At 68.4% G+C, this 22,610-nt stretch carries 28 protein-coding genes and 1 pseudogene; 8 read left to right on the forward strand and 21 right to left on the reverse strand.

The features are described from left to right. Window positions 1-80 precede the first annotated feature (80 nt). A complete protein-coding gene (locus tag ACFK0J_RS36730) occupies window positions 81-290 on the forward strand; it encodes a BldC family transcriptional regulator (RefSeq protein WP_218471917.1) in 210 nt (69 codons plus the stop codon). 117 nt (window positions 291-407) lie between these two features. Next, a complete protein-coding gene (locus ACFK0J_RS36735; RefSeq protein ID WP_218471918.1) occupies window positions 408-617 on the forward strand; it encodes a hypothetical protein in 210 nt (69 codons plus the stop codon). 28 nt (window positions 618-645) lie between these two features. Here the strand turns inward: ACFK0J_RS36735 and ACFK0J_RS36740 are convergent, their stop codons facing one another. Continuing rightward, the gene (locus ACFK0J_RS36740) at window positions 646-858 is read right to left on the reverse strand and encodes a hypothetical protein (RefSeq protein ID WP_378734280.1); all 213 of its coding nucleotides are present in this window, start codon (window positions 856-858) and stop codon (window positions 646-648) included. 121 nt (window positions 859-979) lie between these two features. Then, on the reverse strand, window positions 980-1,585 hold the full coding sequence (locus ACFK0J_RS36745) for a hypothetical protein (RefSeq protein WP_378734281.1): 606 nt from the start codon (window positions 1,583-1,585) through the stop codon (window positions 980-982). Between the two features lie 308 nt (window positions 1,586-1,893). On the opposite strand from ACFK0J_RS36745, the gene ACFK0J_RS36750 reads away from it, so the two are divergent. Beyond that, window positions 1,894-2,550, forward strand: a complete 657-nt coding sequence (locus ACFK0J_RS36750) for a hypothetical protein (protein WP_378734282.1) — start codon at window positions 1,894-1,896, stop codon at window positions 2,548-2,550. A gap of 74 nt (window positions 2,551-2,624) precedes the next feature. Here the strand turns inward: ACFK0J_RS36750 and ACFK0J_RS36755 are convergent, their stop codons facing one another. From ACFK0J_RS36755 to hemL, 8 genes are all read right to left on the reverse strand, one after another. Further along, window positions 2,625-3,083 (reverse strand): I66 family serine proteinase inhibitor, encoded by a 459-nt coding sequence (locus ACFK0J_RS36755; protein WP_378734283.1) that lies wholly within the window; start codon window positions 3,081-3,083, stop codon window positions 2,625-2,627. Between the two features lie 252 nt (window positions 3,084-3,335). Continuing rightward, the gene (ccsB, locus tag ACFK0J_RS36760; protein WP_378734284.1) at window positions 3,336-4,304 is read right to left on the reverse strand and encodes a c-type cytochrome biogenesis protein CcsB; all 969 of its coding nucleotides are present in this window, start codon (window positions 4,302-4,304) and stop codon (window positions 3,336-3,338) included. Between the two features lie 2 nt (window positions 4,305-4,306). Continuing rightward, the gene (locus ACFK0J_RS36765; protein ID WP_378734285.1) at window positions 4,307-5,968 is read right to left on the reverse strand and encodes a cytochrome c biogenesis protein ResB; all 1,662 of its coding nucleotides are present in this window, start codon (window positions 5,966-5,968) and stop codon (window positions 4,307-4,309) included. Continuing rightward, a complete protein-coding gene (locus tag ACFK0J_RS36770; protein ID WP_378743278.1) occupies window positions 5,965-6,807 on the reverse strand; it encodes a cytochrome c biogenesis CcdA family protein in 843 nt (280 codons plus the stop codon). The genes ACFK0J_RS36765 and ACFK0J_RS36770 overlap by 4 nt, the downstream gene beginning before the upstream one ends. A 28-nt stretch (window positions 6,808-6,835) precedes the next feature. Beyond that, window positions 6,836-7,087, reverse strand: a complete 252-nt coding sequence (locus ACFK0J_RS36775; RefSeq protein ID WP_218471924.1) for a hypothetical protein — start codon at window positions 7,085-7,087, stop codon at window positions 6,836-6,838. Next, a complete protein-coding gene (locus ACFK0J_RS36780) occupies window positions 7,084-7,728 on the reverse strand; it encodes a TlpA disulfide reductase family protein (protein ID WP_378734286.1) in 645 nt (214 codons plus the stop codon). The genes ACFK0J_RS36775 and ACFK0J_RS36780 overlap by 4 nt, the downstream gene beginning before the upstream one ends. Then, window positions 7,725-8,375, reverse strand: a complete 651-nt coding sequence (locus ACFK0J_RS36785; RefSeq protein WP_378743280.1) for a histidine phosphatase family protein — start codon at window positions 8,373-8,375, stop codon at window positions 7,725-7,727. Before ACFK0J_RS36785 ends, ACFK0J_RS36780 begins: the two co-directional genes overlap by 4 nt. Window positions 8,376-8,788: 413 nt before the next feature. Next, window positions 8,789-10,126: a glutamate-1-semialdehyde 2,1-aminomutase gene (gene hemL, locus ACFK0J_RS36790; RefSeq protein WP_378734287.1), complete on the reverse strand. Its 1,338-nt coding sequence runs from the start codon at window positions 10,124-10,126 to the stop codon at window positions 8,789-8,791. Window positions 10,127-10,290: 164 nt separating this feature from the next. Between hemL and ACFK0J_RS36795 the strand changes: the two genes are divergently transcribed. Beyond that, window positions 10,291-10,674, forward strand: a complete 384-nt coding sequence (locus tag ACFK0J_RS36795) for a hypothetical protein (protein WP_378734288.1) — start codon at window positions 10,291-10,293, stop codon at window positions 10,672-10,674. Window positions 10,675-10,679: 5 nt separating this feature from the next. On the opposite strand, the gene ACFK0J_RS36800 is transcribed toward ACFK0J_RS36795, so the two are convergent. The 6 genes from ACFK0J_RS36800 to hemB all read right to left on the reverse strand — a co-directional run bounded on the left by ACFK0J_RS36800 (window position 10,680) and on the right by hemB (window position 13,889). Then, the gene (locus ACFK0J_RS36800) at window positions 10,680-10,922 is read right to left on the reverse strand and encodes a hypothetical protein (RefSeq protein ID WP_378734289.1); all 243 of its coding nucleotides are present in this window, start codon (window positions 10,920-10,922) and stop codon (window positions 10,680-10,682) included. Between the two features lie 79 nt (window positions 10,923-11,001). Next, complete coding sequence (locus tag ACFK0J_RS36805; protein ID WP_378734290.1) at window positions 11,002-11,241, reverse strand: hypothetical protein; 240 nt, start codon at window positions 11,239-11,241, stop codon at window positions 11,002-11,004. Between the two features lie 49 nt (window positions 11,242-11,290). Next, complete coding sequence (locus ACFK0J_RS36810; protein ID WP_378734291.1) at window positions 11,291-11,539, reverse strand: hypothetical protein; 249 nt, start codon at window positions 11,537-11,539, stop codon at window positions 11,291-11,293. Then, the gene (locus ACFK0J_RS36815) at window positions 11,536-12,111 is read right to left on the reverse strand and encodes a hypothetical protein (protein ID WP_378734292.1); all 576 of its coding nucleotides are present in this window, start codon (window positions 12,109-12,111) and stop codon (window positions 11,536-11,538) included. The genes ACFK0J_RS36810 and ACFK0J_RS36815 overlap by 4 nt, the downstream gene beginning before the upstream one ends. Window positions 12,112-12,384: 273 nt before the next feature. Next, window positions 12,385-12,915 carry a hypothetical protein gene (locus ACFK0J_RS36820; RefSeq protein ID WP_378734293.1) on the reverse strand — a complete coding sequence of 177 codons (531 nt, stop codon included), beginning with the start codon at window positions 12,913-12,915 and terminating at the stop codon, window positions 12,385-12,387. Continuing rightward, window positions 12,912-13,889 carry a porphobilinogen synthase gene (gene hemB / locus ACFK0J_RS36825; protein ID WP_378734294.1) on the reverse strand — a complete coding sequence of 326 codons (978 nt, stop codon included), beginning with the start codon at window positions 13,887-13,889 and terminating at the stop codon, window positions 12,912-12,914. Before hemB ends, ACFK0J_RS36820 begins: the two co-directional genes overlap by 4 nt. A gap of 253 nt (window positions 13,890-14,142) precedes the next feature. Here hemB and ACFK0J_RS36830 point away from each other — a divergent pair, with 253 nt between their 5' ends. The 4 genes from ACFK0J_RS36830 to ACFK0J_RS36845 all read left to right on the forward strand — a co-directional run bounded on the left by ACFK0J_RS36830 (window position 14,143) and on the right by ACFK0J_RS36845 (window position 16,780). Further along, window positions 14,143-14,928: a hypothetical protein gene (locus tag ACFK0J_RS36830; RefSeq protein WP_378734295.1), complete on the forward strand. Its 786-nt coding sequence runs from the start codon at window positions 14,143-14,145 to the stop codon at window positions 14,926-14,928. Between the two features lie 30 nt (window positions 14,929-14,958). Continuing rightward, window positions 14,959-16,041 carry a tetratricopeptide repeat protein gene (locus ACFK0J_RS36835; RefSeq protein ID WP_378734296.1) on the forward strand — a complete coding sequence of 361 codons (1,083 nt, stop codon included), beginning with the start codon at window positions 14,959-14,961 and terminating at the stop codon, window positions 16,039-16,041. A gap of 116 nt (window positions 16,042-16,157) precedes the next feature. Next, window positions 16,158-16,430, forward strand: coding sequence for a hypothetical protein (locus ACFK0J_RS36840; RefSeq protein WP_378734297.1), 273 nt, complete (start codon window positions 16,158-16,160; stop codon window positions 16,428-16,430). 191 nt (window positions 16,431-16,621) lie between these two features. After that, complete coding sequence (locus ACFK0J_RS36845; RefSeq protein ID WP_378734298.1) at window positions 16,622-16,780, forward strand: hypothetical protein; 159 nt, start codon at window positions 16,622-16,624, stop codon at window positions 16,778-16,780. Window positions 16,781-16,964: 184 nt separating this feature from the next. On the opposite strand, the gene ACFK0J_RS36850 is transcribed toward ACFK0J_RS36845, so the two are convergent. The 5 genes and pseudogenes from ACFK0J_RS36850 to ACFK0J_RS36870 form a co-directional block, all read right to left on the reverse strand. Further along, the gene (locus tag ACFK0J_RS36850) at window positions 16,965-18,530 is read right to left on the reverse strand and encodes a uroporphyrinogen-III synthase (RefSeq protein ID WP_378734299.1); all 1,566 of its coding nucleotides are present in this window, start codon (window positions 18,528-18,530) and stop codon (window positions 16,965-16,967) included. Further along, on the reverse strand, window positions 18,527-19,621 hold the full coding sequence (gene hemC, locus ACFK0J_RS36855) for a hydroxymethylbilane synthase (protein ID WP_378734300.1): 1,095 nt from the start codon (window positions 19,619-19,621) through the stop codon (window positions 18,527-18,529). The genes ACFK0J_RS36850 and hemC overlap by 4 nt, the downstream gene beginning before the upstream one ends. A 50-nt stretch (window positions 19,622-19,671) precedes the next feature. After that, window positions 19,672-21,132, reverse strand: a pseudogene (locus ACFK0J_RS36860) (glutamyl-tRNA reductase); the annotation flags it as partial. Then, the gene (locus ACFK0J_RS36865; protein WP_378734301.1) at window positions 21,129-21,995 is read right to left on the reverse strand and encodes a redox-sensing transcriptional repressor Rex; all 867 of its coding nucleotides are present in this window, start codon (window positions 21,993-21,995) and stop codon (window positions 21,129-21,131) included. The gene ACFK0J_RS36865 and the pseudogene ACFK0J_RS36860, both read right to left, overlap by 4 nt. 252 nt (window positions 21,996-22,247) lie before the next feature. Next, entirely contained in the window at window positions 22,248-22,508 is a 261-nt protein-coding gene (locus ACFK0J_RS36870; protein WP_218471939.1) for a glutaredoxin family protein, read from the reverse strand. Window positions 22,509-22,610 lie beyond the last annotated feature (102 nt).

The following is a 22,610-nucleotide window of genomic DNA, read 5'->3' on the forward strand; positions in this document are numbered from 1 at the left end:
GGTGGTTCGAGTACCTAGGGGTTTCAGTGCAACGATGACGCCATCTGATGAGGGAACTGTCGAGAACGGAGAGGTTTGCTATGAGTGCGATCACCGTCGGCGGCCAGGACACCCTGCTGACACCAGGGCAGGTTGCTGCCATGTTCCACGTCGATCCGAAGACCGTCACCCGCTGGGCTCATGCCGGTCGGCTCGGGTCGTTGCGCACACCGGGCGGGCATCGCCGGTTCCGCGAATCAGAAGTACTTCAGCTGCTCAGGTCTCTCACCACTGAGGCCACCGCACGCTGACCACGGGCCGCGCGGGCCCATCGTGCCGGGGCCCGCGCCCACCCGGGGACAGATTTCGCGGCCGCGGTGTGCCGGAGCGACGCACGGGACTACCCTCGTAACCAGGAGGTGAGCGACGTGACGTACCTGTTGGCACTCATCGCGGTAGTGGCAGTCGCGGTGCTGTGCTGGAAAGCGTTCGGCCCCGAGAAGTCGGCCGGACCGAGCGCCCCCCACACGCGTCCACCGCAACGCAAGCGCGTCCTCGGGCCGGACGATGACCCCGAGTTCCTCTGGCGGCTATCCCGCCAGCACCGGGACGGAGATTCGGGCAGCACCGAGCGCTGAGCGCTCGGCCCGGATCCCCTCCATCGCATTACATCTCGCCATCGGCATAGGTACGCGCGGGCAATCCCTCGCTCGCGCGCAACCGATTGGCGAGCACCGCCAGATAGTGCTGCGCCTCCATCGGGAGACCCGCGGCCGTGCGCACCAGCTTGCGCAACGCGCCATTGTTCAACTGCTCGACCAAACTCCCGTCCGCATCGATAACCGCGTCCGGGAGGTAGGTGAAGTCTTCGGAATCCAAGAGCCCGTCCCCTCAAACCTGTGTGCGCCGGATCAGCGCCTCGCATGTAGACAAGACACGGCGTTTCCCCCAACGGCACGCCGACAGTCACGTGATATGCGCCACTAACTTGCCGGCGATCTCACGGCTCACCATTGACGACCGCGGTCATCGCGTCGAGAAATGACTGGCCGCCGGTGAGGTAGCCGCCGGCGATCGCGCCGACGACGAGGCCGACGGGACCGGTGAGGATGCTGAAGAAGCCGAGGCCGACCAGGCTGCCCAGCAGGCCGCCGAGCAGGCCGCCCGCGACGACGCCGACGACGTTCTTGTTGAGCTCGGCGACCAGCCGGGCCATCGAACTGATGGGCTGCATCTCCCCGATCGCCTCGGCGTCGGCAGTCGGCGTGAGCACGAGTTGTCGGCCGTTGTCGCTGATCTGGTGCGCGACCGACAGCCTGCTGCCGGAAACCTCGAAGGTCAGCGGGACTCGGGTGACGACGGCGCCCGCGGCGGAGGTCAGCGTGACCGCGGCGCCATTGTCGGACAGTGCGAAGGTGCCACCCTCGACGGCCGTGGTGACGACTCCGGCGTTCTCGGTCAGCACGGTGCGGTACTCGATTCCCTGCTCGACGCCGGAGGTCGACGGCTCATCGGGGGCCGACGGCTGGGCATGCACAGTTCCCGCAGCTATTCCTACCGCGGCGACGGCAAACAGGGTGGTGGCAGCGAACAGGCCGAACTTCATTCAGCATTTCCTTCTCACGGGACGTCCGGCTCGGACAGCCAGATGACGTGTACAGCGACACGTAGCTTGTTGCCCAACAGGACAATTGGTAAGAGTCCCGCCGTTCATCGTTGTCCAATTGTGATCTAGTCAAACGACCTGGACCAGCGGTGATGACGCGCCCGTTCGGCCGGAACGTGTTGCAGGGCAAAGGGTCGACGGGCAGGCGTCGCATGGTGTAAGCATTGCGTGAGCTGCAAAGTGCAAGTTTCGAACTTCGAACCCGGGCGGGGGTGGGGTCGAAGCGTTACCGCCATGGAGGACCTTTCGTGCCCAGCCCACGCAAACGTGCAGCAATAGTCCTGTCGGTCTTCGTAATCGGAACGGCACTGGCGACGGCCGTGGTCGGCGCGGTCGCGCTGTCACTGAATCCGCCCGAGGAGCCCACCCCCAACGGACCGGGACGGGCCGATGAGACCGCCAGTGCGGCAACCACGTCGATACCGCCCTCGGTGACCGAGGAACCCCAACTCCTGGCAACGACGACTCCGCCGCCCAGCTCCGCCGTTCGCGGCGCCGTCAATAAATCCGCCGCCGTGCTCCCGGTCGATGTGGGCGAGTGTGTGGAACTCCACGGCACCGGCGAGCACACCGTCTTCGGGAAAACCGCCTGCGGCAGCGCGAATTCCACCTACCGGATCATCGAGAAAGCGCCGCCGAACGCCCACTGCCCCAGCGACGCCGACCACACCTACCACCACACCGGAACCGCACTCTGCCTGGATATCGATTGGATCGTCGACGGCTGCATGCAACTGGTTCCGCACCAACCGAAGCGCGTCGACTGCACCGTCCGCGGCGTCCCCGACGCGGTCAAGGTGGTCGAAATCAAACAAGCCACCACCGACGTCAATGCCTGCACCTCGGGCGACCGCGGAATCGTCTATCACCAACGCCAATTCGTCGTCTGCGTCGCCAGGCTCTGAAGCCGCCGTGGTTTCGAACCGCCGCAGTGCCTGGACCCTGGCGGTGGTCCAGGCACTACCGCGGCTCTCAGCCGTCAGTCATCCGCCCTTTCGAAGGCCCAGACGGCGTCCGGTGGATAAAACGGCGGGAAACTCCTGCCTACCGGTACGAACCCGACGGCCAACTGAGCCCGATCTTCTTGCTCGGTGTCCTTGAGCGCCCGCTCGAATCCCTTGTCCGGGTCGATGATCACGAAATGGTTCGCCCCCGTCCGTTCGTCCTGAGCCAAGTTCCACCGCTGGTCCGGGTCGGGCTCCGGGAGCAGGGCCGCGAAGAGCCGCTCATCGATTTCGATCAACCTGCCGCCATTGACGGTGACTTTGTATCCGTTGTCCGACATTTTCTCGAAGAGGAACCTTGTCTGCCCGGCGAACTGATTGGGCAGGCTCACGACCCGCTTAGGGAGCAGGGACTGGTCCTCCGCAAGCAGGCGTCCGATGTACTTTCCCGAAGCTAGATTCCTCAGGTAGTAGAAACCCGACTCGATCTCCATAGCGTCGTGCCTCCTGCGTTGATCACGAATTCTGGTCACCGCCACCGCAGCAGGGCGGCAGTGCCCGTGAAACGCAAAGTTGCAACCGCAATAGTGTTGCGCGGCAACGGCGTTCGAACAAATCGACCCGGAATGGGTTATGCGCCAATGCTATCGCACTCCCTGGGTCGGCATCGATGACTTCATCGAAACCGACCCGAACGCCCAGCCCCACAACGTCCGCAACCCGGTCGCCGTGGGCAGCTGGTCAGCTCAGTTCAACCCGGCATACGAGTGCAGGCCGCTGATCACCATGTTGATGATGAAGAGGTTGAACAGCATGGCCACGAAACCGGCGACGTTGATCCAGGCCGCCTTGGTGTCGCGCCACCCCGAGGTGGCGCGGGCGTGCAGGTAGGCGGCGTAGAGGACCCAGGCGATGAAGGAGCAGGTCTCCTTGGGGTCCCAGCCCCAGAAGCGGCCCCAGGCGGCTTCGGCCCAGATGGCACCGAGGATGACGCCCGCGCCGAAGAGGGGGAAGCCGATGATGGTGGCCTTGTAGGCGAGGCGGTCGAGGGTGCGCGCGTCGGGGAGGCGGCGAGCGATGGTGCCGAGGACGTTCGTGGACTCCTGCCCTTCGGGCTGACGGAGGCGGAACAGGAACAGCAGGCTCGAGACACCGGCGAAGAGGAAGACGCCGCTGCCGATGCTGACGATGGTGACGTGGATCGGGAGCCAGAACGACTTCAGGGCGGGAACCACGGGAGCCGCGTCGGCGTAGAGGATGGTGCCCGCGAGGAACAGCAGGATCAGGACCGGGACGAGCAGGAACACCCACATCGACCGGTAGCGCTGCTCGCGCAGGAAGACCGCGCCCATCAGGACCGCGGCGGCGGTCGCCATGGTGACGAACTCGTACATGTTGCCGAGCGGAAAGCGGTGGGTCGCGAAGCCACGCAGCACGATCGAGGCGATGTGCAGGACGATGGCGACGACGAGCACCGAGAACGCCATGTTGCCGAGGCGCTCGGACAGCGACTTCGCCGGCGGACCGACGACGCGACCGGGCAGCGCGGGATCGTTGCCCGGCCCGCCGACGGACACGAGTTCACGCTCGGCGACCTGACGGCTGCGCGCGGTGGCGTACTGCCAGATCAGCAGCACGAGCACCAGCGCGTAGACCACGATCGCGGTCTTGAACGAGAAATCGCTGTAGCGCGCGATGGTCTCGTTGATCGGCATCTCTACTCTCCCGTGGTCTTCGCGGCGGCCGCCGAGTCGGGCCGCGCGTCGAGCAGGCGCGCGCGTAGCCGGTCGAACTCGCTGCCCCAGCCCGCTTGATCGGTCCGCGCCAGCCCGCCCATTTCTACTACGGTGCGTCGTACGCCCAAGGTACCGGCTCGGTCCTCGTCGGGATAGACCCGGACCCAGATCCGGCGGCGCTTCACCAGCAGCGAGACCAGCAGGCCCGCCATCATGGTCACCGCGCTGATCAGCACCCACTGCTGGGCCGGATCGTGCGACACCTGCAGGTTCACGAATTCCTCTGCACCGTCGAAGGTCACCTTGGTCCCGTTGGGCAGGCTGGTCGACTCGCCGGGGCGCAGGTTCACCCTGGCTTCCTTGCTCAGCCGTCCCTGCTTGACCTGCTCGGGGTCGAGCGCGAACAGCGACTGCGGCTTGCCGGTGTCGAGTCCGGTATCGCCACGGTAGATGTCGACGGCCACGGCCGGATCGTTCATCGCCGGATACGCCGAGGTCATCAGGGTGCCGTGGAACAGCGCGGTCGGTGCGAACAGCCCTTCGATGGCGATCTGGTTCTTGCGGCGTTCCTCGTCGGTGGCGTACATGCCGCCGGGCGGGTCGATCCGCAACACCCCGCTGGACAGGAAGGTCATCGCGTCGTCGGGCCGCCACTGGATCGACTCGGTGCGGGTCTGCCCGTTCGGGAAGGTGACGGTGAACTTCGGCGCGAAACCGTGACCCTGCAGATAAATGCGATCCCCCGCGACCCGCAACGGATGGTTCACCTGGATCTGGGTGGCCCGCCAGGTGTTGCTCTGCAGATCGTCGCCGGACTGGTATTCGATGTTCGAGGTGAACATTTCGGCCTGGCCGTTGGACAGGTAGTCGGCCTTGAAGTCCTTGACCCGCACGCAGATCGGCGCCATGCCGGTGCCGTCGTTGACATTGCCCGCCTTGAACGAGTCGAAGACGGCGGGCGAGGTGGTGCAGAAACCGGGACCGTTGTTCGCGATGACGATGACGCTGCCCTCGTAGCCGAACAGCTTGCCGACCGCGATGGCGATCAGCAGTCCGACCAGGGCGAGGTGGAAGACGAGGTTGCCGAGTTCGCGGGTGTAGCCCTTCTCCGCGGCGAGGGTGATTTCGCCGTCGCGAGCGCCGGGTCTGACCTCGGTTCGCCAGCCGCGCAACTCGTTACGCACCTGCGCGATGACATCATCCGGCGTCTGCTCGGCGGTGCCGGAGTAGTGGTGCGGCAGCCGGGTCAGGTTGCGCGGCGCCCGCACGGGCGGGGTGCGCAGCGCGCGATAGTGGTCGACCGTGCGCGGCAGAATGCAGCCGACCAGCGAAATGAACAGCAGCACATAGATGGCCGTGAACCAGAAGCTGGCGAACACGTCGAACAGCTCGAACCGGTCCATCCACGGACCGAGCGTCGGCCGGTCGGCGATGTATTGGGCGACCTTCTGCTCGTTCAGATTTCGCTGCGGCAGCAGCGCGCCGGGAATCGCGCCCAACGCGAGGAGGAACAACAGCACCAGCGCGGTGCGCATGCTGGTCAGCCCGCGCCAGGTATTGCGGACGAACGCCACGAGGCGGCCGAGCGGGGATTGCCGCGGTGGTGACACGGGTTCGGTCACCGGATGGTCCTGCACGGTCATATCGGCAACGTCACCTCGGAAACGAACGCGTCGCGCACCCAGCTGACGAACTGGTCCCACATCCCGGTGACCAGCGCGATGCCCACCGCGACGAGCAGCATCCCCCCGACGATCTGGATGGTTCGCGAATTGCGGCGCAGCCAACCGACTCCGCGCAACGCGCTGGCGGACCCGAACGCCAGGATCACGAACGGCAGACCGAGGCCGAGGCAGTAGGCGACGATGAGCGCCACCCCGCGCACCGCGGTGGTCCCGTCGGTGCCGGCGGCCACCGCCATCACGCCGGACAGCGTCGGGCCGAGGCATGGCGTCCAGCCGAGCGCGAACACGCCGCCGAGCAGCGGCGCACCCGCGATGCTGGTCAGCCTGCGCGGTTCCATCCGGGTGTCGCGCTGCAACGCGGGCACCAAGCCGATGAAGACCAGGCCCATCAGGATGGTGACCACACCGCCGATACGTTGCAGCAGTTCACGATTCACGTTCAAGGTCTGGATGACGCCGAAAACCGTCGCGGTGGCGAGCACGAACACGACAGTGAATCCCGCGACGAAAAGCCCGGCCGCACCGGCCACCCGCATCCGCCCGGTGCGCGCGTCGCGCTTGGCGGCCTCGACGGCAACCGAACCCGACTGGGCACCTTGGGCTTGCGCGACGGTGGCGGGCGGCGCCTCGGCACCGACCAGCCCGGCGAGATAGGACAGATAACCCGGTACCAGCGGCACCACACACGGTGAAGCGAACGACACCAGTCCGGCCAGCAGGCAGGCCCCCAATGCCAGCAGCAACGGTCCGCTGGCGGCCGTCTGCTGGAACGAATCCCCCACGGCGGCCAGCACCATCACTCAGCCACCGTGGTCACGCGGGGGCTCACACGCCCTCACCCTCCGGCGTCTCCTCGGCCGGTTCGGCGTCGCCGCGCAATACGACGCGCTGTTCGGTCGTCTCCTCCGTGGTGTCGAACAGCACGGCGAAGTCGAGCAGCGAGTCCGCCGCCACGCTGCGCGGCACGGTGGCGATGCCCTTCCATCGGTCGTCGACGGCCCAGGCGCCGCCGATACGGCGGGCACCCTGCCGGGGGCGACAGGCACGCAGGGTACGGGTACGACGATCGCGATTCACTGTGCTTCCTCCGAGGCGATTTTTTGAACGATCGGTTGCAGATCGTCGGCCAGCAACGAGCGCAGGAACACCGCGGCGACGCGGTGCTGACGATCCAGGATCAGGGTGGTGGGAATGACGCTGGTCGGGAAATTGCCACCGAGTGCGAGCAGGGTGCGCATGGCCGGGTCGTAGATGGACGGGTAGCCGACCTTGTTGTCGACGACGAAGTCCTGCGCCTTGTCCTGCTGCGGGTCACGGACGTTGATGCCGAGGAAGGCGACGCCGCTGTCTTTCGTTGCCGCGTAGACCTTTTCGAGCGCGGGCGCCTCGGCGCGGCAGGGACCGCACCACTGGCCCCACAGGTTGAGGACGACGACCTGGCCGGGGAAATCGGCCACCGAGACGGTCTTGCCCGCGGTCATCAGATCGGGCCCGGCCAGCTTGCCGATGGTGCCGCGGGAGCTCGGCGGGTCGTAGAAAATGTCGGTTTTGCCGCCGGGCGAGACGAATTCGAAGGTGCCGCCGGAGGCCACCGCGTCCTTACCGCTCGAGCAGCCGGCCAGCGTGGCGATCAATGCCACGCACGCGAGCAGAGCCGGAACGACCCGCCGGGCAGCGCGCGCGGCGGGCGGTGTGACGGACGAGGTGGGCCAGTTCATGCGCCGTGTACCGAGGGATCCGAACCACCGGCGGGCTCGGAATAAACGATGTCGACGAGGGTGTCGCCCTGGTAGACCAGCGACGTCAGCGACGCGAGCGAGCACTGCCGCTGCCGCGGGTCGTGCCAGAGCCGCTGCCCCTGCAGGAACCGGCGCAGCGTCCAGACCGGCAGCTGATGCGACACCAGCACCGCCTCACGCCCGGCCGCCTCGACGCGCGCCTTGTTCACCGCGGCCAGCATCCGGTGCGCGATCTGCAGGTACGGCTCGCCCCAGGACGGGGTGAACGGATCGCGCAGCTTCCACCAGTGCCGCGGCTTGCGCAGCGCGCCGTCACCCACGGAGACCCGCAGGCCCTCGAAGGTGTTGCCCGCCTCGATCAGGTTCTCATCGGTCCGCACGATCAGATGATGTTGCGTGGCAATGGGTTCCGCGGTCTCCTGGGCCCGCTGCAGCGGCGAGGCGATGACCACGGCGATGTCGTGATCGGTCAGCGCGCGCGCGACGGCGCCCGCCTGCGACCGGCCGGTCACCGACAGACTGAACCCGGGCAGCCTGCCGTAGAGAATCCCGTTCGGGTTGTGCACCTCGCCGTGCCGCAGCACGTGCACGATCGTCTCCACGGGCGCGGTACCGGCATCGTGCACCCGCTGTTCCGCGCCGGCGGCGTTCGGCTTGGACGCCGAACCCGGTGCGGCACTGGGGCTTTCCTCAACGGAGGGGATCTGGTCGCCCGCGCCCGATGCGGCGGCGGCGAATTGCGCGCCGGCATCGATCACCGTGGAGTCGGCAGCCGAATCCGCGACCGGCGCGGTACCCAGCCCGGCCACGCCGGACTCGACGGCACCCGAGGCGGGGCGGGCATCGGCGACCGGCGCGGTACCCAGCCCGGCGACCGACCCGGCCGCGGCCGACTCGGTACCCGACTCGACAGCATCCGACTCGACGGCGGGCTCGATACCCGGCTCGGCGGCGTCGGCGGTACTCGCCGCGTCGGCGGGGTCGGTGGCGGACTGTGCTAGCTCGCGCTCGTCGGCATCGGGCTGATCGTGATCGGAGCTCACGCGCGGGATCCTTCGGGAGTGGCGGCCGCGGCCGCGTGTGCGGCGGCGGGCAGGGCGGCGGCGATACGGTCGAATGCGTCCTCGTCGAGCGCCGCGGAGACGAACCACGCCTCGAACGCGCTCGGCGGCGCGTACACACCACCGTCCAGCAGTGCGTGGAAGAACGCGGGGTAGCGCCAGGTTTGGCTCGCCTTGGCGGCGGCGTAGTCGGTGACCGGGCGTTCGGCGAAGAACACGCTCACCATATTGCCCGCGAATTGCACCTGGTGCGCAACGCCTGCGGCACTGAGCGATTCACCGAACAATGCGCCGAGCCGTTGCGCATTCCGATCGAGCGCCGCGTACACCGCGTCGTCGGCCGCGCGCAGCGTGGCGAGGCCCGCGGCGACCGCGACCGGGTTACCGGACAGCGTGCCCGCTTGGTAGACCGGGCCGAGCGGGGCCAGGTGATTCATGATCTCGGTGCGGCCACCGAACGCGGCGGCGGGCAGGCCGCCGCTCATCACCTTGCCGAAGGTGTAGAGGTCGCTTGCGACGCCCTCGCGACCGAACCAGCCCGCGCGGCTCACCCGGAATCCCGTCATCACCTCGTCCATGATGAGCAGCGCGCCATTGTCGGCGGTCAGCTTCCGTAGCCCCGCGTTGAAGCCGGGCAGCGGCGCCACCGCGCCCATATTGCCCGCCGCGGCCTCGGTGATCACACAGGCGATCGCGTCGGGGTGCGCGGCGAACGCGGCGGCGACGGCGTCGAGGTCGTTGTAGGGCAGCACGATGGTGTCGGCCGCCTGCGCGCCGGTGACGCCGGGCGAGGTCGGCAGGCCGAGGGTGGCGACGCCGGAGCCCGCGTCGGCGAGCAGCGCGTCGACGTGACCGTGATAGCAGCCGGAAAATTTAATGATCTTGGCGCGCCCGGTGTAGCCGCGGGCCAAGCGGACCGCGCTCATGGTGGCCTCGGTGCCCGAGTTCACCAGGCGCACCCGGTCCACCGGCGCGACGCGCTCGATGATGGCCTCGGCCAACTCGATCTCCGCCTCGGTCGGCGCCCCGAAGGACAGCCCGCCGACCGCGGCCCGCCGCACCGCCTCGACCACCGCGGGATGCGCGTGCCCGAGAATCATCGGGCCCCACGAGCACACCAGGTCGACGTACTCGTTGCCGTCGGCGTCGACCAGGGTGTAACCGTGCGCGGACGCGATGAATCGCGGTGTGCCGCCAACGGAGTTGAAGGCCCGCACCGGAGAGTTGACACCGCCCGGGATCGCCGAACAAGCCCGGTCGAAGAGCTGGGCGGAAACCGGCACCGATGCGCTGGTCACGCGCGGAGAAGAACTCACGGCCTCCAGTGTCTCAGCCCGATCGGAACGGGTCGACGACAGGGTGTAGTGGTGGTGACGCAGACCGCAACACGCCGGGACGGTGTTTACGCCGTATTCGGTCGCCGCAAGATTGCTGGTGCGTAATCTCGGGCGTCAACATTCATCTGCCCCGGAGGATCTCTATGCGGTTTGCCATGTTCAGTGCTGCGGTGTCCACGGTGCTCGTCGGCGCGGCCGTCGCGTTCGGCGCGGGTTCGGCCGCCGCCGCTGATCCGGTCGTGCAGCCCGACCGGATCGGCTTGCAACTGAGTCATGCGGAGACCAGGGTCGTCGCCGACGGACCCATCCCGGCGGTGATCACCATGTTCGTGCCGCTGAGCCGGATCGGGGTGGGTCTGAAGGCCGATACCGGGATCTACAAGGACGAGAACGGTGGCGTGCACGCGTCGCTGCGGCAGGCGATCATGGAAGCGGCCAACCACCCCGACGGGACGATCACCGTGTACCTGAACGCCCCCGGTACCCGCAACGGCCGCGTGCTCGACATGTACCAGAACTGGAACTAGCGCACTCAGGCGTACATGCAGGGCACCTGCGCCGAGACGGTGTGCAGGTGACACATGAACGTGTTGTACGGGCCCGCGGAACCGGAATCCGGCACCAGAACCGGTGCGTCGACCGAGCTCAGCGGTGCGTCGACGGCACCCGCCGGCTCCAGCGGAAGTCCGGGATTCGCACCCGCGGGCCCGGCGCCGATCCCGATCGCGGCGGCAATCGCCAGTGCGGCACAGACTTTCACAGCAAGCCGGTTCATCAAACCCAATCCTTCATCGACACACATACAGCTGACGGCCGAAATACTAACGGCCGCAGGGGCTCTCCCGCCTCGACTCTCAGGTAATGCCGATGCACCACAGGGCGAAGCCGGTGGTCACCAGGCAGGCCAGTGGGGTGGGTAGGGCGTGCAACAGCGGTGGCGGCGCGCTTTGGATGAGCACCGGAACCGCCGCGGGCGGTGGGGCCGGGGACATTTCGGCGGGTGCGGCGGCCGCCGGAGCCACCGTTGCGGCGCCGATCATGCCGACGGCCGCCGCGCCGAGCAGTGTTCGCTTGACAGTGACTATGGCTTTCATGGATTCGATGTTCCCGCGATCCGCGGGCCGAAACGGTGCCTGCGGCGGGTCAGCGGGACTGTCGACGGCGCAGCACGCGGGTGACAGCATCAATGGCGAGCACGCCGGCGATCGCGAACAGCACCGTGGCGAGCACCAACCAGGGCGCGACGTAGCGGGTGGCGACGAATTCCGGCGCCTCGCCCATCGCCGCGAAGGTGGTGGTCTCGATGCCGTTGCGCCAACTCAGTACCGCGGCGACGAGCCCGAGCACGACCAAGCCGAGTTCGACGGCGGTCAGCGTGATCCAACCCTTCAACGGTCCACTCCGTTCTCGCTGTCCCTGCCCGCCACTTCGGCTGCCCGATCGGCTGGCGCTGTATCGCTCGCTGCCGCCTCGATGTCGTCGGACTCGGCGGACTGACCGATGGCCGCGCTCAACGCGGCCCGGAGCGCCCGATGGTCCTTCGCCCAAGCCTGCACCAGACTGCCGTCGGTCAACCGCAACCCGATGCCGGTGCGTCGCCGCGGCACGCCACTCAGCTCACCCAATGCTCGCGCCGACTCCCAATCCCGCTCGTCCCAGGAGTCGTCGTCGCGTGCGGGGAGCACGGCGGCAATGGACGTGAGCGGCAATGTTTCGGTGCCTTCACGCAATGCGGTGTCGGTGAGTTCGACACTGACGTGCCGTCGGCCCGCAATCACTTGCAGCACAACGAATATCGCGATCAGCGAGCCACAGAAAAGAAGAGCGAACCAGTGCACGGAACTACCGGTCGCCAATTCGAGGATGAAAATGATCAGGCACAGAATGGGCCCGTAGGCCACGGTTCGCCACCGCGCGCCCGGCTCGGCGAACGACACACCTGAGTCGCCACGCGCCTCGGTCACGCGACCGCACCGCGAATCGACAAGGCGGAAAGCGGGATCAGCGCGTGAGACCGGGCAGCAGCAGAACGGCGACGGTGAGCACTCCGAAGAGGATCAGCAAGCTGAGCACGGCCAATTCGCGCCGAATGCTCTGCGGCTGTTGGATCACCACTCGCATTGATGTCTCCGATTCCCCGGAGCCATTTGCCGAAACGACTACCGGTTCCCATGTCCACTGTGACAACCCTCACGATACATGCCAGCGTTTCTCCGACAAACTCGGGCGCCAATCGTTCACCGACGGCTCATCTGGAAATACGCGGTGGACTCCGGGCGGTGGGATAGGTAAATGGCGCCACCCGCCAGCACCGCTTGCACAATCGCGGCGCCGCCCGCCACCAGCGAGGCCGTCCCGGTCACCGAGTTGAACGCGAACAGCGCGCCGACCCCGATCACCACCAGCCACGCCCCGACGATGGTCAGCATCGTGCGGGCCCAGAACTTGCCGCGGGCGAACAGGTGCACGATCAGCAGCGCGAGTCCGGCGACGGCCAGCCCGATGAACACCACTACGACGTAGACGAGCGTGACCATCAATTCGGCACTGGCCAGGGTGACCTGTGGGTCCTGCGCCCTGGCCTGCTCGAAGACCTGCTTGGCGAAGCTGTGTCGCTGTGGCAGCGCGGCGATCACCGACGCGACGAGCTGCACCACGCCGAATCCGACCACGCCCCACCACAATTGCCGGGAAGTACCGACATCTACCGGCATCGGCGGTGGCGCGGGCGGTGGCGCGGCGCCGACCGGTCTCGGCAGGTTCGTCACGACAACCAGTGTGCGGCCTCGGTCGCCCAGTAGGTGAGCACGATGTCCGCGCCCGCCCGCCGGATCCCCATCAGCGACTCGAGGATGGCGCCACGGCGGTCGATCCAGCCGCGCTCGGCGGCGGCGGTGATCATCGAGTACTCGCCGGAGATCTGGTACGCCGCGACCGGGACCGGCGAGTGGTCGGCGACATCGCGCAGGATGTCGAGGTAGGACATGGCCGGCTTCACCATCACGATGTCCGCGCCCTCGGCCAGGTCCAGCTCCAGTTCGCGGAGGGCCTCGCGGCGGTTCGCCGGGTCCTGCTGGTAGGTGCGCCGGTCGCCCTCCAGTGAGGAGCCGACGGCCTCGCGGAACGGGCCGTAGAACGCCGAGGCGTACTTGGCGGCGTAGGCGAGGATGCCGGTATCGGTGCGGCCGACCGCGTCGAGGCCGCGGCGGATCGCGCCGACCTGTCCGTCCATCATGCCGCTGGTGCCGAGCAGGTCGGCGCCGGATGCGGCCTGGGCGAGCGCCATTTCCACGTAGCGGTGCAGGGTGGCGTCGTTGTCGACGGAGCCGTCGACGGAGAGCACGCCGCAGTGCCCGTGATCGGTGAACTCGTCCAAACAGGTATCGGCCATGATCACGGTCGAGTCGCCCACCTCGTCGGCCAGCGCGCGCAGGCCGCGGTTGAGAATGCCGTCCGGGTCGCTGGCCTGGCTGCCGGTGGCGTCCTTGTCCTCCGGACGCGGCACGCCGAACAGCATCAGCCCGCCGACGCCCGCCGTCACCGCCTCGACGGCCGCTTTGCGCAGCGAGTCCAGCGAATGCTGCTGGACCCCCGGCATCGAACTGATTTCCCGCGGCTCCTCCAGGCCGTCCGCCACGAACATCGGCAACACCAATTGCCGTGGCTCCAGTGTGGTTTCGGCCACGAGACGGCGTAGTGCGGGGGTGCGGCGCAACCGCCGCGGGCGGTCCAATCCGGTCATAACCGCACGATACGCCCGGCACCGGGAGCTGTCGCGAGCACCCGTCGCTTCATTCGGCGGAGCGCTCGCGCCCTGGTCGTGGCGCGGGCTGTTTCGCCCGACAGTAGTGCGCTGCCGTCGAAAGCACGGTCGAACCGACACGATCGAGAGCCGCGAAACCCCGCGCGGACAGTAACGGTGCGTGAAATCACACCTGTCATGCGGGCCGATGGCGCATACTCCGACAGGAGGGCGAGACCCCCTGGGGGACAGCATGACCGAACCGCACACCGAAATCTCGCTGGCCCGAGCCGCCGACTTCGAGTCGTGGGTGGCGGTACTGCTATCGGACTGGTGGCCGGTGCTCACCGGTGGACTCACACCACCGGAGACGACGCTGCGCTCGTGGCGGGCCGCCGACGGCAGCGGGCAGATCTTCCGGGTCGAGTTCATCGCACGGCAACTGGCCGAGCCAGAGTTGATGACGGTGGCGCGGCGCGCCTTCGACCAGCTCGGCATGACACCGGACGAGCGCGAAATGACCCAGAGCCTGGGCAGACATCTGGTCGGGCACACCGAGGACGCCACTGTGCAGCTGCGCTTCTCGGACACCGCGCACACCATCTTCCTGCGCCTGCAGAGCAGACCGTGCCAGGTATCGGCCGCCGCGGGGCGACAACTGCGGGCGATGCCCGACGCGACGCTGCCGTTCCCGAACACCACGACCGGACCGATGGATATACGGGTCGCCCGCAACAGCGCCCGGCACCTGCTCGCCCAGCACAGCGAGCGGTTCGCGACCCCGGCCGATCCGTTCCAGCTCGGGCCGCAGGGGCACGTTTCCGATGTCGGCTGGGCGTTCGTCTTCCCCTGGTCCACCACGTCCTGGTATGCCGACGGCACCCCACCCGCGCTCGCTCCGGGTACCAAGGGACCGATCGTGGTCGTCAAGGACACTGGAGACACCTGGCTGCTCGACAGCCTCAGCAGCTACGAATCCCAACTCGCCGGCTATGCCGACGCCAACGGCTATCGGCATGGCACCCCCGATCCGGCCTGAGAGGTCCGCGATGAGCAGGAACAAGCGCCGATGACGCCGCCGCCGCTCGGTGCCCGTCGGCTGCCCGACGGACGGCTGCTGATCCCGTGGCAGGGCAAACAGCCCGACGGCACGATCGCCCACGGCATGGTCGCCATCGGGCCCGACGACGAGCGCTTCGCCGAATGGAACGAATCCATCGCCGACCGGGAACGCGGCGAGCTACCCGACGACGAGCATCCGGTGGATCCGATCGGCTTGCAGCTGTTCCGCGACCCGCGGCCCGACCCGGCACCCACCGCGCAGGAACGCCGGATCGAGACGCTCCGGGCCATCGCCGAGCGTGGTGATGTCGGTGCCATGGAGCAGCTCGCACACCTGCTGCGGGACACGGACGATCTGGCCGGCACCGAGCACTGGTTCCGCCGCGCCGCCGAGCGCGGCAGCGCCACCGCCATGGCCGACCTCGGCGTGCTGCTCGGCGCGCACGGCCGGATCGCCGAGGCGGTGCGCTGGCTGGAGACGGCCGTCGCCGCGGGTTGTCCTGGCGCGGACGTCCAACTCGGCTTGCAACACCTCGAGCGCGGCAATATCGACGAGGCGGAGCGCTGGCTGCGCCCCGCCGCCGAGGCCGGATCGCCGGAGGCGTTGTGCAACATGGGCGTGGTCGCCAATCGGCGCGGTGACAGTACGGCGGCCGAAGAGTGGTACGAGCGCGCGGCCGAGGCCGGAAACGCCACGGCCATGCGAACTTTGGGTCTCTACGTGGCCCGGCGCGGCGACACCGGCCGCGCCGTCGCGCTGCTCACCGAGGCCATCCGCCGCGGTCGCACCGACGCCATGGCCATTCTGGGCTCACTGCATCTCGATCACGGTGACGACGCCGAGGGCGAGCATTGGCTGCGCCGAGGCGCCGAGGCGGGCGATCCGGATTCGATGTTCCATCTGGCGCTGTTCCTGCGTGAGCAGGATGTCCACCCGGTCACCGGTGAGCTGACCGAGCCGGGCGTACTGCGCGCGGCTACCGCGATCGCCACCGGGCGGACACCGGCCCAGCAGGAAGCCAGGCACTGGCTGGAACGCGCCGCCGCGCTCGGTCATCCGCAGTCGCTGCAAGTGCTGCACGACATCTGACGATCGCGGTCGCCAAAACCCTTGCGGCCAGCGGTTTTTGTCGGTGCCCGGCGGTATAATCGAAGAAGTGTTCGAGGGGATTCGCCGAGTCCCCGATCGCAACGGGAGGGAAGCCTGTGCCCGCGACGAAGACCGTCCTCATCGATCGTCCCTACGCACCGCTGGAGAAGAAACCACTACCCGCGGGGCGCCCGCGCTCCTGGTACGTCCGGCACAACCGGAAACTCAAGGCGATGCGCCTGACCATCGCGCTGCTGGATTCGGGCGTCTACAACCCGAGTACCGCCAACAACAAGCGCATCCGGCACACCGCCGAGGTCGTCGGCATCCGCCCACCGTCCGACACCACCTGCAACATGGTGCGGACCTTGATGCGCAAGCGGTACTGAGGCGCACCAGACGAGACCGGACCGACGGAATCCTGCCACGGGAAACCGTCGGTCCGGGTTACTACACGCTCTGAACGGTACAAACCTGGGCGGTTCCACCGGACAGGGTCTTGAACAGGCACGCCAGACCACGGCCGATCGCGGACAACGCGTGCGCCGAACCGGTCGCACTGCCCGTGGACGTGCCGATCGTGGACGTGCTCACCGCCGACGGTGCCGCGGCCTCCAACGGCAACCCCGGCGCCGCCGAAGCCGCGGCGCTGCCGGACAATACGATGACCGAGGCGGCGGCCGTTGCCGTGACGACTTGCATTATCGATCGTTTCATCGAAACCAACTTCCTCTGTTGATCGCGCTACTGCGCCAGGTCAAGTTAGCGCCGACCAAAACAGATGAGATGCCGGAAGTTCTACGGGCAACGACATCGATGGCAGGTGATTCGTTGCCGGACAATCGATATCGACGCCGGACCGGTGAAAAACACACTGCCCGTACCGAGTTCGGTACGGGCAGTGGCTCAACGGCTGCGGTGGCTCAACGGCTGCGGCGGCTCTTCTTCCGCGGCGGGGGCAGCAGGCCCTCGGCGCGCAGCCGGGCCGCGTGTTCGGCGAGCGCCTCGACCAGCGGGCCGACCTGGGCGACCTCGGGCTGCACGTCGACGCGCAAGCCGAATTCGATGGCCGTTTCGGCGGTCTTCGGACCGATACACGCCACGATGGTGCGCGCGTGCGGCTTGCCCGCGATGCCGACCAGGTTGCGGACCGTGGAGGACGAGGTGAACAGGACCGCGTCGAAACCGCCGGTCTTGATCATCTCGCGGGTCTCCGCGGGCGGCGGCGAGGCACGCACGGTGCGGTAGGCGGTGACGTCATCGATTTCCCAGCCGCGGTCGCGCAGCCCTTCGGCCAGCGTCTCGGTGGCAATGTCGGCGCGCGGCAGCAGGACCCGGTTCACCGGGTCGAAAACGTCGTCGTAGGGCGGGAAGTCGGCGAGCAGGCCCTCGGAGGACTGCTCCCCACTCGGCACCAGCTCCGGGTTGATGCCGAACGAGCGGACCTTGTCCGCCGTGGCCTCGCCGACGCAGGCGATCTTCACACCCGAGAAAGCCCTTGCGTCCAAACCGAATTCGGCGAACTTCTCCCACACCGCACGCACCGCGTTGGTGGAGGTGAACACCACCCACTGGTAGCGGCCGTCGACCAGGCCCTTGACCGCGCGTTCCATCTGCGCGGGACTGCGCGGCGGCTCGACCGCGATGGTCGGCACCTCCATCGGAATGGCGCCGTGCATCACCAGCCGCTCGCTCATCTCGCCCGCCTGGTCCTTGGTACGCGGGACCAGCACGGTCCAGCCGTACAGGGCGCGCGACTCCCACCAGGACATCTTCGAACGCGAGGCGACCACCTTGCCGATGGTCACCACCAGCGGGCCGACCAGCTCGGAGGCGGCGCTGTTCAGCGTGGCCAAGGTGGCCTCGATGGTGCGCTGCTGGCGGGTGGTGCCGCGCACGGTCACCGCGACCGGGGTCTGCGGCGCCATGCCGTGTTCCACCAGGGCGCTCGCGGTTTCGGCCAGGTGGCCCGAAGTCGCGTGCAGCACCAGTGGTCCGGGGGCAGCGGCGAGTGCGGCCCAATCGACCTCGCCGCGCACGTCGGCCTCGGTGTGTCCGGAGCCGAGCGCGATGCCCGCGTAGCTCGGCACGGCCGAGCCGTTGGGCAGGCCGGGCAGCACTTCGAACACCATGTGCGAGCGGGTCACCGCGTTGACTTCGGCGATCACCGAGTCGGTTGTCAACGGGTCGCCGGCGACGACGCGGACCACGTCGTGGCCGTTGCGGGCCTCGGCGATCAGTGTCTTCGCCACCTCGGCGGGCTCGCCGAGGGCGGGTCGCACGTCGACCGGACGCTCACCGTCGGGGCCGGGCTCGACCGCGTTCCCGATCAGGGCGAGCACGCCCTTGTCGACGTCGGGGTCGGTGAACGCGAGCGTCGCGCGCCCGATCACCTCGCGGGCGCGCACGGTGAGCAACGCCGGGTCGCCGGGCCCTGATCCGACGAAAAGGATCCGACCGGGATGCTTCTTGGTAGCTCGACCGCTCATTGGTTGTTCTCCATTGGGCTGGGTTGGGTGAAGTCTGAGGCGGGCGGATTCACCGCCTGTGTGGACGAACCGGTACCCGGTTCGGGAGCGCCGCGCTCCGCGGAAGCGCTGGGCTGTTCGGAAACACTGAGCAGTTCGCGCGCGCCCATGTCGAGCAGCTCGCGGGCCAGTGCGCGGCCGAGCTCCGCGGCATTCGCGGGCGCACCGACCACGGAAGCGCGCAATACGTCGGAGCCGTCGATGGCGGCGGCGCAGGCCCGCAGCGAGAGCTCGTCGAAGATCCGTCCGTCGTCGTCGATCGACTCGACGACTTCGGCGAGCGCGCCGATCGGCGCGGTGCAGCCCGCCTCCAGCTCGCCGAGCAGCGCCCGTTCGGCGATGACCGCCGCGCGGGTGGCGGCGTCGTCCAGCGCGGTCAGCACCTCGACGAGTTCGGCGTCGTCGCTGCGGCATTCGACGGCCAGCGCGCCCTGGGCCGGCGCCGGAAGCATCTGCACCGGCTCCAATGCCTCGGTCACCGCGTCGAGCCGGTCGATTCTGGCCAGGCCCGCTCTGGCGACCACGACCGCGTCGAGCTCACCCTCGCTGACCTTGCGCAGGCGAGTGTCCAGGTTGCCGCGTAGCGGCACGATGTCCAGGCCGAGGCCGAGCGCACGCAACTGCGCCGCGCGGCGCGGGGCGGAGGTGCCGACCTTGGCGCCCGCGGGCAGTTCGCCGAGCACCAGTCCGTCCCGGGCGACCAGTGCGTCGCGCGGATCCTGGCGGGCCGGAATGGCGGCGATGGTGAAGCGCGGGTCCTGCGCGGTCGGCAGGTCCTTGTAGGAGTGCACCGCGATGTCGATGTTTCCGGCGGCCAGCTCGTCACGCAGCGCGGAGGTGAACACGCCGACGCCGATCTGCTGCACCGGCTCGGACGACAGGTCACCCGCGGTCTTGATGACCACCAGTTCGGCCTCGTGCCCGGTGGCGACCAGTGCGTCGCGGATGGTGCCCGCCTGAGTGAGCGCGAGCAGACTGCCGCGAGTCCCGATCCGCCACGGCGCGCGGATGCTGCCTGCCGTCACGTTGTCCTCTTCCTGCACGAGTGTCATGCCGTCTGTCCCTGTTCCTCGCCGCGGTGGCCCACGGTGAAGTCGTCGGCCAGCGCGATGTCGGCGTCGGTGAGCGACATTCCGGAGTGCTCGCCGATCGCGGTGATCTCCATCGGCGCCGCGACCGCTTGCGCCGCACCCGGCTTCAGCTCGAACAGCTCGCGCAGGGCCTCGGCGTAGCTGTCGCCGCCCGGGGTGGAGGCCAGCTGCTTGACCCGCACCGTCGGCGCGTGCAGCAGCTTGTCGACCACCCGGCGGACCGTGCGGGCCACCTCGTCGCGTTCCGGATCGGCCAGGCTCGGCAGCCGCGAATCCAGCCGCAGCAGTTCGGCTTCGACCACCTCGGCGGCGCGCTGGCGCAGTGCGGCCACGGTCGGCGTGACCTCGGCCATTCGCTGCCCGGTCAGGTATTTGGCCAGCTCGTCGGCCACGATCGCGCGGGCTGCGGCGGTATCGTCGGCGGCCGCGCCCGCGGCCGGATCGCGCTGCAAGGTCTCGATGTCGATGACCGTGACGCCGGGGAGTCCGGCGACGGCGTGCTCGACGTCGCGGGGCAGGCCGAGGTCGCAGAACACCAACGGCCGTTCCGCGGTGGCGAATTCGGTGCGGCGTTCACGCTCGGTCAAGGCCCGGTGGGTGTCGGCCAGCGTCACCACGTTGCCGACCGCGCCGGTACAGGTGACGACCACGTCGGCCGCCGCCATCGCCTCGGTCAGCCGAGAGAGTTCCATCGCCGTCGCGGCCACGCCGTGCGTGCCCGCGGTCTCGGCCAGCCGCTTCGCCCGCGCGATGGTGCGGTTGACGACGATGATCCGGCCGATCCCGGCGCGCGAAAGATGGGCAACCGCAAGGCCGCCCATCGCACCTGCGCCGACCACGACCGCGGTCCGGCCGACCAGCGCGCTGTTTACACTGGGGGCTGCAGTGGGGCCCTCCGTGGTTACGCGGGCTGCCTCCTCCGGGCCCGTCGCTGCCGCCCCCAGCACCTGCTGGGCTCGATCCAGCGCGACCGACACCACCGAGGCGCCGGCCCGGTCGATGCCGGTCTCCGAATGCACGCGCTTGCCCACCCGCAATGCGTGCTGGGCCAGTTCGTGCAGGGTCCGGCCGACCGCCTGCTGGGCGTCGGCGGAGGCGTAGGCGCCGCGGATCTGGCTGAGCACCTGCTGCTCGCCGATCACCATCGAATCCAGCCCGCTGGCCACCGCGAACAGATGCTCGGCGGCGGCCTCGCTGTAGCGGACGTAGGCGTGCTTGGTCAGGTCGGGCAGCGGCAGCCCGGAATGCTTGGTGAGCAGGTCGCCGACCTCGGCCAGACCGCCGTGGAAGGCGTCGACTACGGCGTAGACCTCGACGCGGTTGCAGGTGGAGACGATCATCGCCTCGGACACATGGCTGGAGGTCAGCATGCGGTCGATCAGCTTGGGTCGGTCGGCATCGGTGATGGCCACCTTCTCCAAAACCGAGACGGGCGCACTCCGGTGCGAGATCCCGACCAAAAGAACGCTCATGGACTAACCACCGATCCCTTGCTGCTTGGCTCCGTTGCCGTGTGCGAGGACGCCGTATGCGCGGCTGCCGAATGCTTGAGTGCCTGATGGACCGCCGAGGTGTGCGCGGTGGGCGCGCGGTGGCTGATCCGGCTGGAAACGGGGCGCGCCACTTCGGGCACAGCTTGCGCCGTGGTCGCCTCGGATGCGTTGTCCGCGTTGCGCACTCGCTCGAACGACAGCATCTGCAGTTCGACCGCGAGATCCACCCGGCGCACCTCGACGGTGGCGGGCGCGACCAGCTCGCAGGGCGCGAAGCTCAGAATGGACTGCAGCCCGGCGGCGACCAGTCGGTCGCAGGCGTCCTGGGCCGCGTCGTCGGGAACGGTGATGACGGCGATGGTCGGCTCGAGCGCGGCGACCGCCTCGGCCAACCCGGCGACATCGCGGACCACCAGGCCGGCGACCGGAAGGCCGATCACCTCGGGGTGATTGTCGAAGATGCCGACCACGGTGAAGCCACGCCGCTGGAACCCGCCGTAGCCGACCAGGGCCCGGCCGAGATTCCCGGCGCCGACGAGCACCACGCGGTGTCCCTGCGACAGGCCGAGCACATCTTCGATCCTGGCCCGCAGCCTGGCTACGTCATAGCCGACACCCCGTACGCCATTGGGTCCGAGGAAGGAGAGATCCTTGCGCAACTTGGCCGAATTGACACCCGCCGCGACAGCGAGTTCCTCACTCGATACGATGGCAACACCCTCGTCGGCCAAGGTGGCGAGGACCCGGAGATAGGTCGCCAGCCGTGCGACGGTGGCCTGCGGGATGTCCTTCTGCAGAGCCCTGCCGGAGACGCCGCCCGGCGCCTCATGCTGCTCTGTCACGTCGTCGGCTCCTCGTTCCGGCCCGATCGGGTTCGGTGTTCGTCGCTGGACCTCTGGCCCGGGACGGTCCGGTGCCATGGTCGAAGTGTCGGAATGCTGGGTGTCTTTACGCGGTGGGCCCGCAGCCTCGGCAAGCGGGTCCGCGTGCCACCACCGTAACTGCTTGTGCAGCCCTTCACAAAGTCGGTGAAATTGGCCTCATTTTCCGTCGCGACCAGCGGTGCGGCCGAATCGGACAGTCATCGCTACCGGTCAGCGTCTCAGGTCGGCCCGCAATCGGGCCTCGTCGACATCGAAATAGCTGTGCTCACGGCCGTCGAGCAGCACTACCGGCAACCGGTCACCGAACTCCGCGCGCAGGCCAGGATCGGTGTCGGCGGCCGCGTCGACATCCAGCGTCGCCGGCTCGATGCCGAACTCGGCGCAGATCACCCGCAGCTGGTCCAGCGCGGTGGCGCACAGGCCACAGCCGGATCTGGTCAACAGCGTCACCGAATGTGTGGGATTGGTCATGGCGGATATTAAATCCCCTCGCCACGCCCGAATCGGTCTGCCAGGTCCTGCGATGACTGTCACCCGGCCCGGTTACTGTGGACGTGGTTCGCGCGACGGGCG

This window comes from Nocardia brasiliensis (assembly GCF_042691675.1).
In the GTDB taxonomy this organism is placed as follows: Bacteria; Actinomycetota; Actinomycetes; order Mycobacteriales; family Mycobacteriaceae; genus Nocardia; species Nocardia brasiliensis_D.

Bases quoted from the DNA above. Each gene is read 5' to 3' on its own strand.
- hemB (WP_378734294.1), bottom strand. From the start codon at position 13,889: ATGACCGGATTGGACCGCCCGCGGCGGTTGCGCCGCACCCCCGCACTA.
- ACFK0J_RS36765 (WP_378734285.1), bottom strand. From the start codon at position 5,968: ATGACCGTGCAGGACCATCCGGTGACCGAACCCGTGTCACCACCGCGG.
- ACFK0J_RS36850 (WP_378734299.1), bottom strand. From the start codon at position 18,530: ATGAGCGGTCGAGCTACCAAGAAGCATCCCGGTCGGATCCTTTTCGTC.
- ACFK0J_RS36870 (WP_218471939.1), bottom strand. From the start codon at position 22,508: ATGACCAATCCCACACATTCGGTGACGCTGTTGACCAGATCCGGCTGT.
- ACFK0J_RS36805 (WP_378734290.1), bottom strand. From the start codon at position 11,241: ATGAAAGCCATAGTCACTGTCAAGCGAACACTGCTCGGCGCGGCGGCC.
- ACFK0J_RS36780 (WP_378734286.1), bottom strand. From the start codon at position 7,728: ATGAACTGGCCCACCTCGTCCGTCACACCGCCCGCCGCGCGCGCTGCC.
- ACFK0J_RS36800 (WP_378734289.1), bottom strand. From the start codon at position 10,922: ATGAACCGGCTTGCTGTGAAAGTCTGTGCCGCACTGGCGATTGCCGCC.
- ACFK0J_RS36795 (WP_378734288.1), top strand. From the start codon at position 10,291: ATGCGGTTTGCCATGTTCAGTGCTGCGGTGTCCACGGTGCTCGTCGGC.
- ACFK0J_RS36730 (WP_218471917.1), top strand. From the start codon at position 81: ATGAGTGCGATCACCGTCGGCGGCCAGGACACCCTGCTGACACCAGGG.
- hemC (WP_378734300.1), bottom strand. From the start codon at position 19,621: ATGACACTCGTGCAGGAAGAGGACAACGTGACGGCAGGCAGCATCCGC.
- ACFK0J_RS36835 (WP_378734296.1), top strand. From the start codon at position 14,959: ATGACGCCGCCGCCGCTCGGTGCCCGTCGGCTGCCCGACGGACGGCTG.
- ACFK0J_RS36770 (WP_378743278.1), bottom strand. From the start codon at position 6,807: ATGGTGCTGGCCGCCGTGGGGGATTCGTTCCAGCAGACGGCCGCCAGC.
- ACFK0J_RS36830 (WP_378734295.1), top strand. From the start codon at position 14,143: ATGACCGAACCGCACACCGAAATCTCGCTGGCCCGAGCCGCCGACTTC.
- ACFK0J_RS36755 (WP_378734283.1), bottom strand. From the start codon at position 3,083: ATGGAGATCGAGTCGGGTTTCTACTACCTGAGGAATCTAGCTTCGGGA.
- ccsB (WP_378734284.1), bottom strand. From the start codon at position 4,304: ATGCCGATCAACGAGACCATCGCGCGCTACAGCGATTTCTCGTTCAAG.
- ACFK0J_RS36745 (WP_378734281.1), bottom strand. From the start codon at position 1,585: ATGAAGTTCGGCCTGTTCGCTGCCACCACCCTGTTTGCCGTCGCCGCG.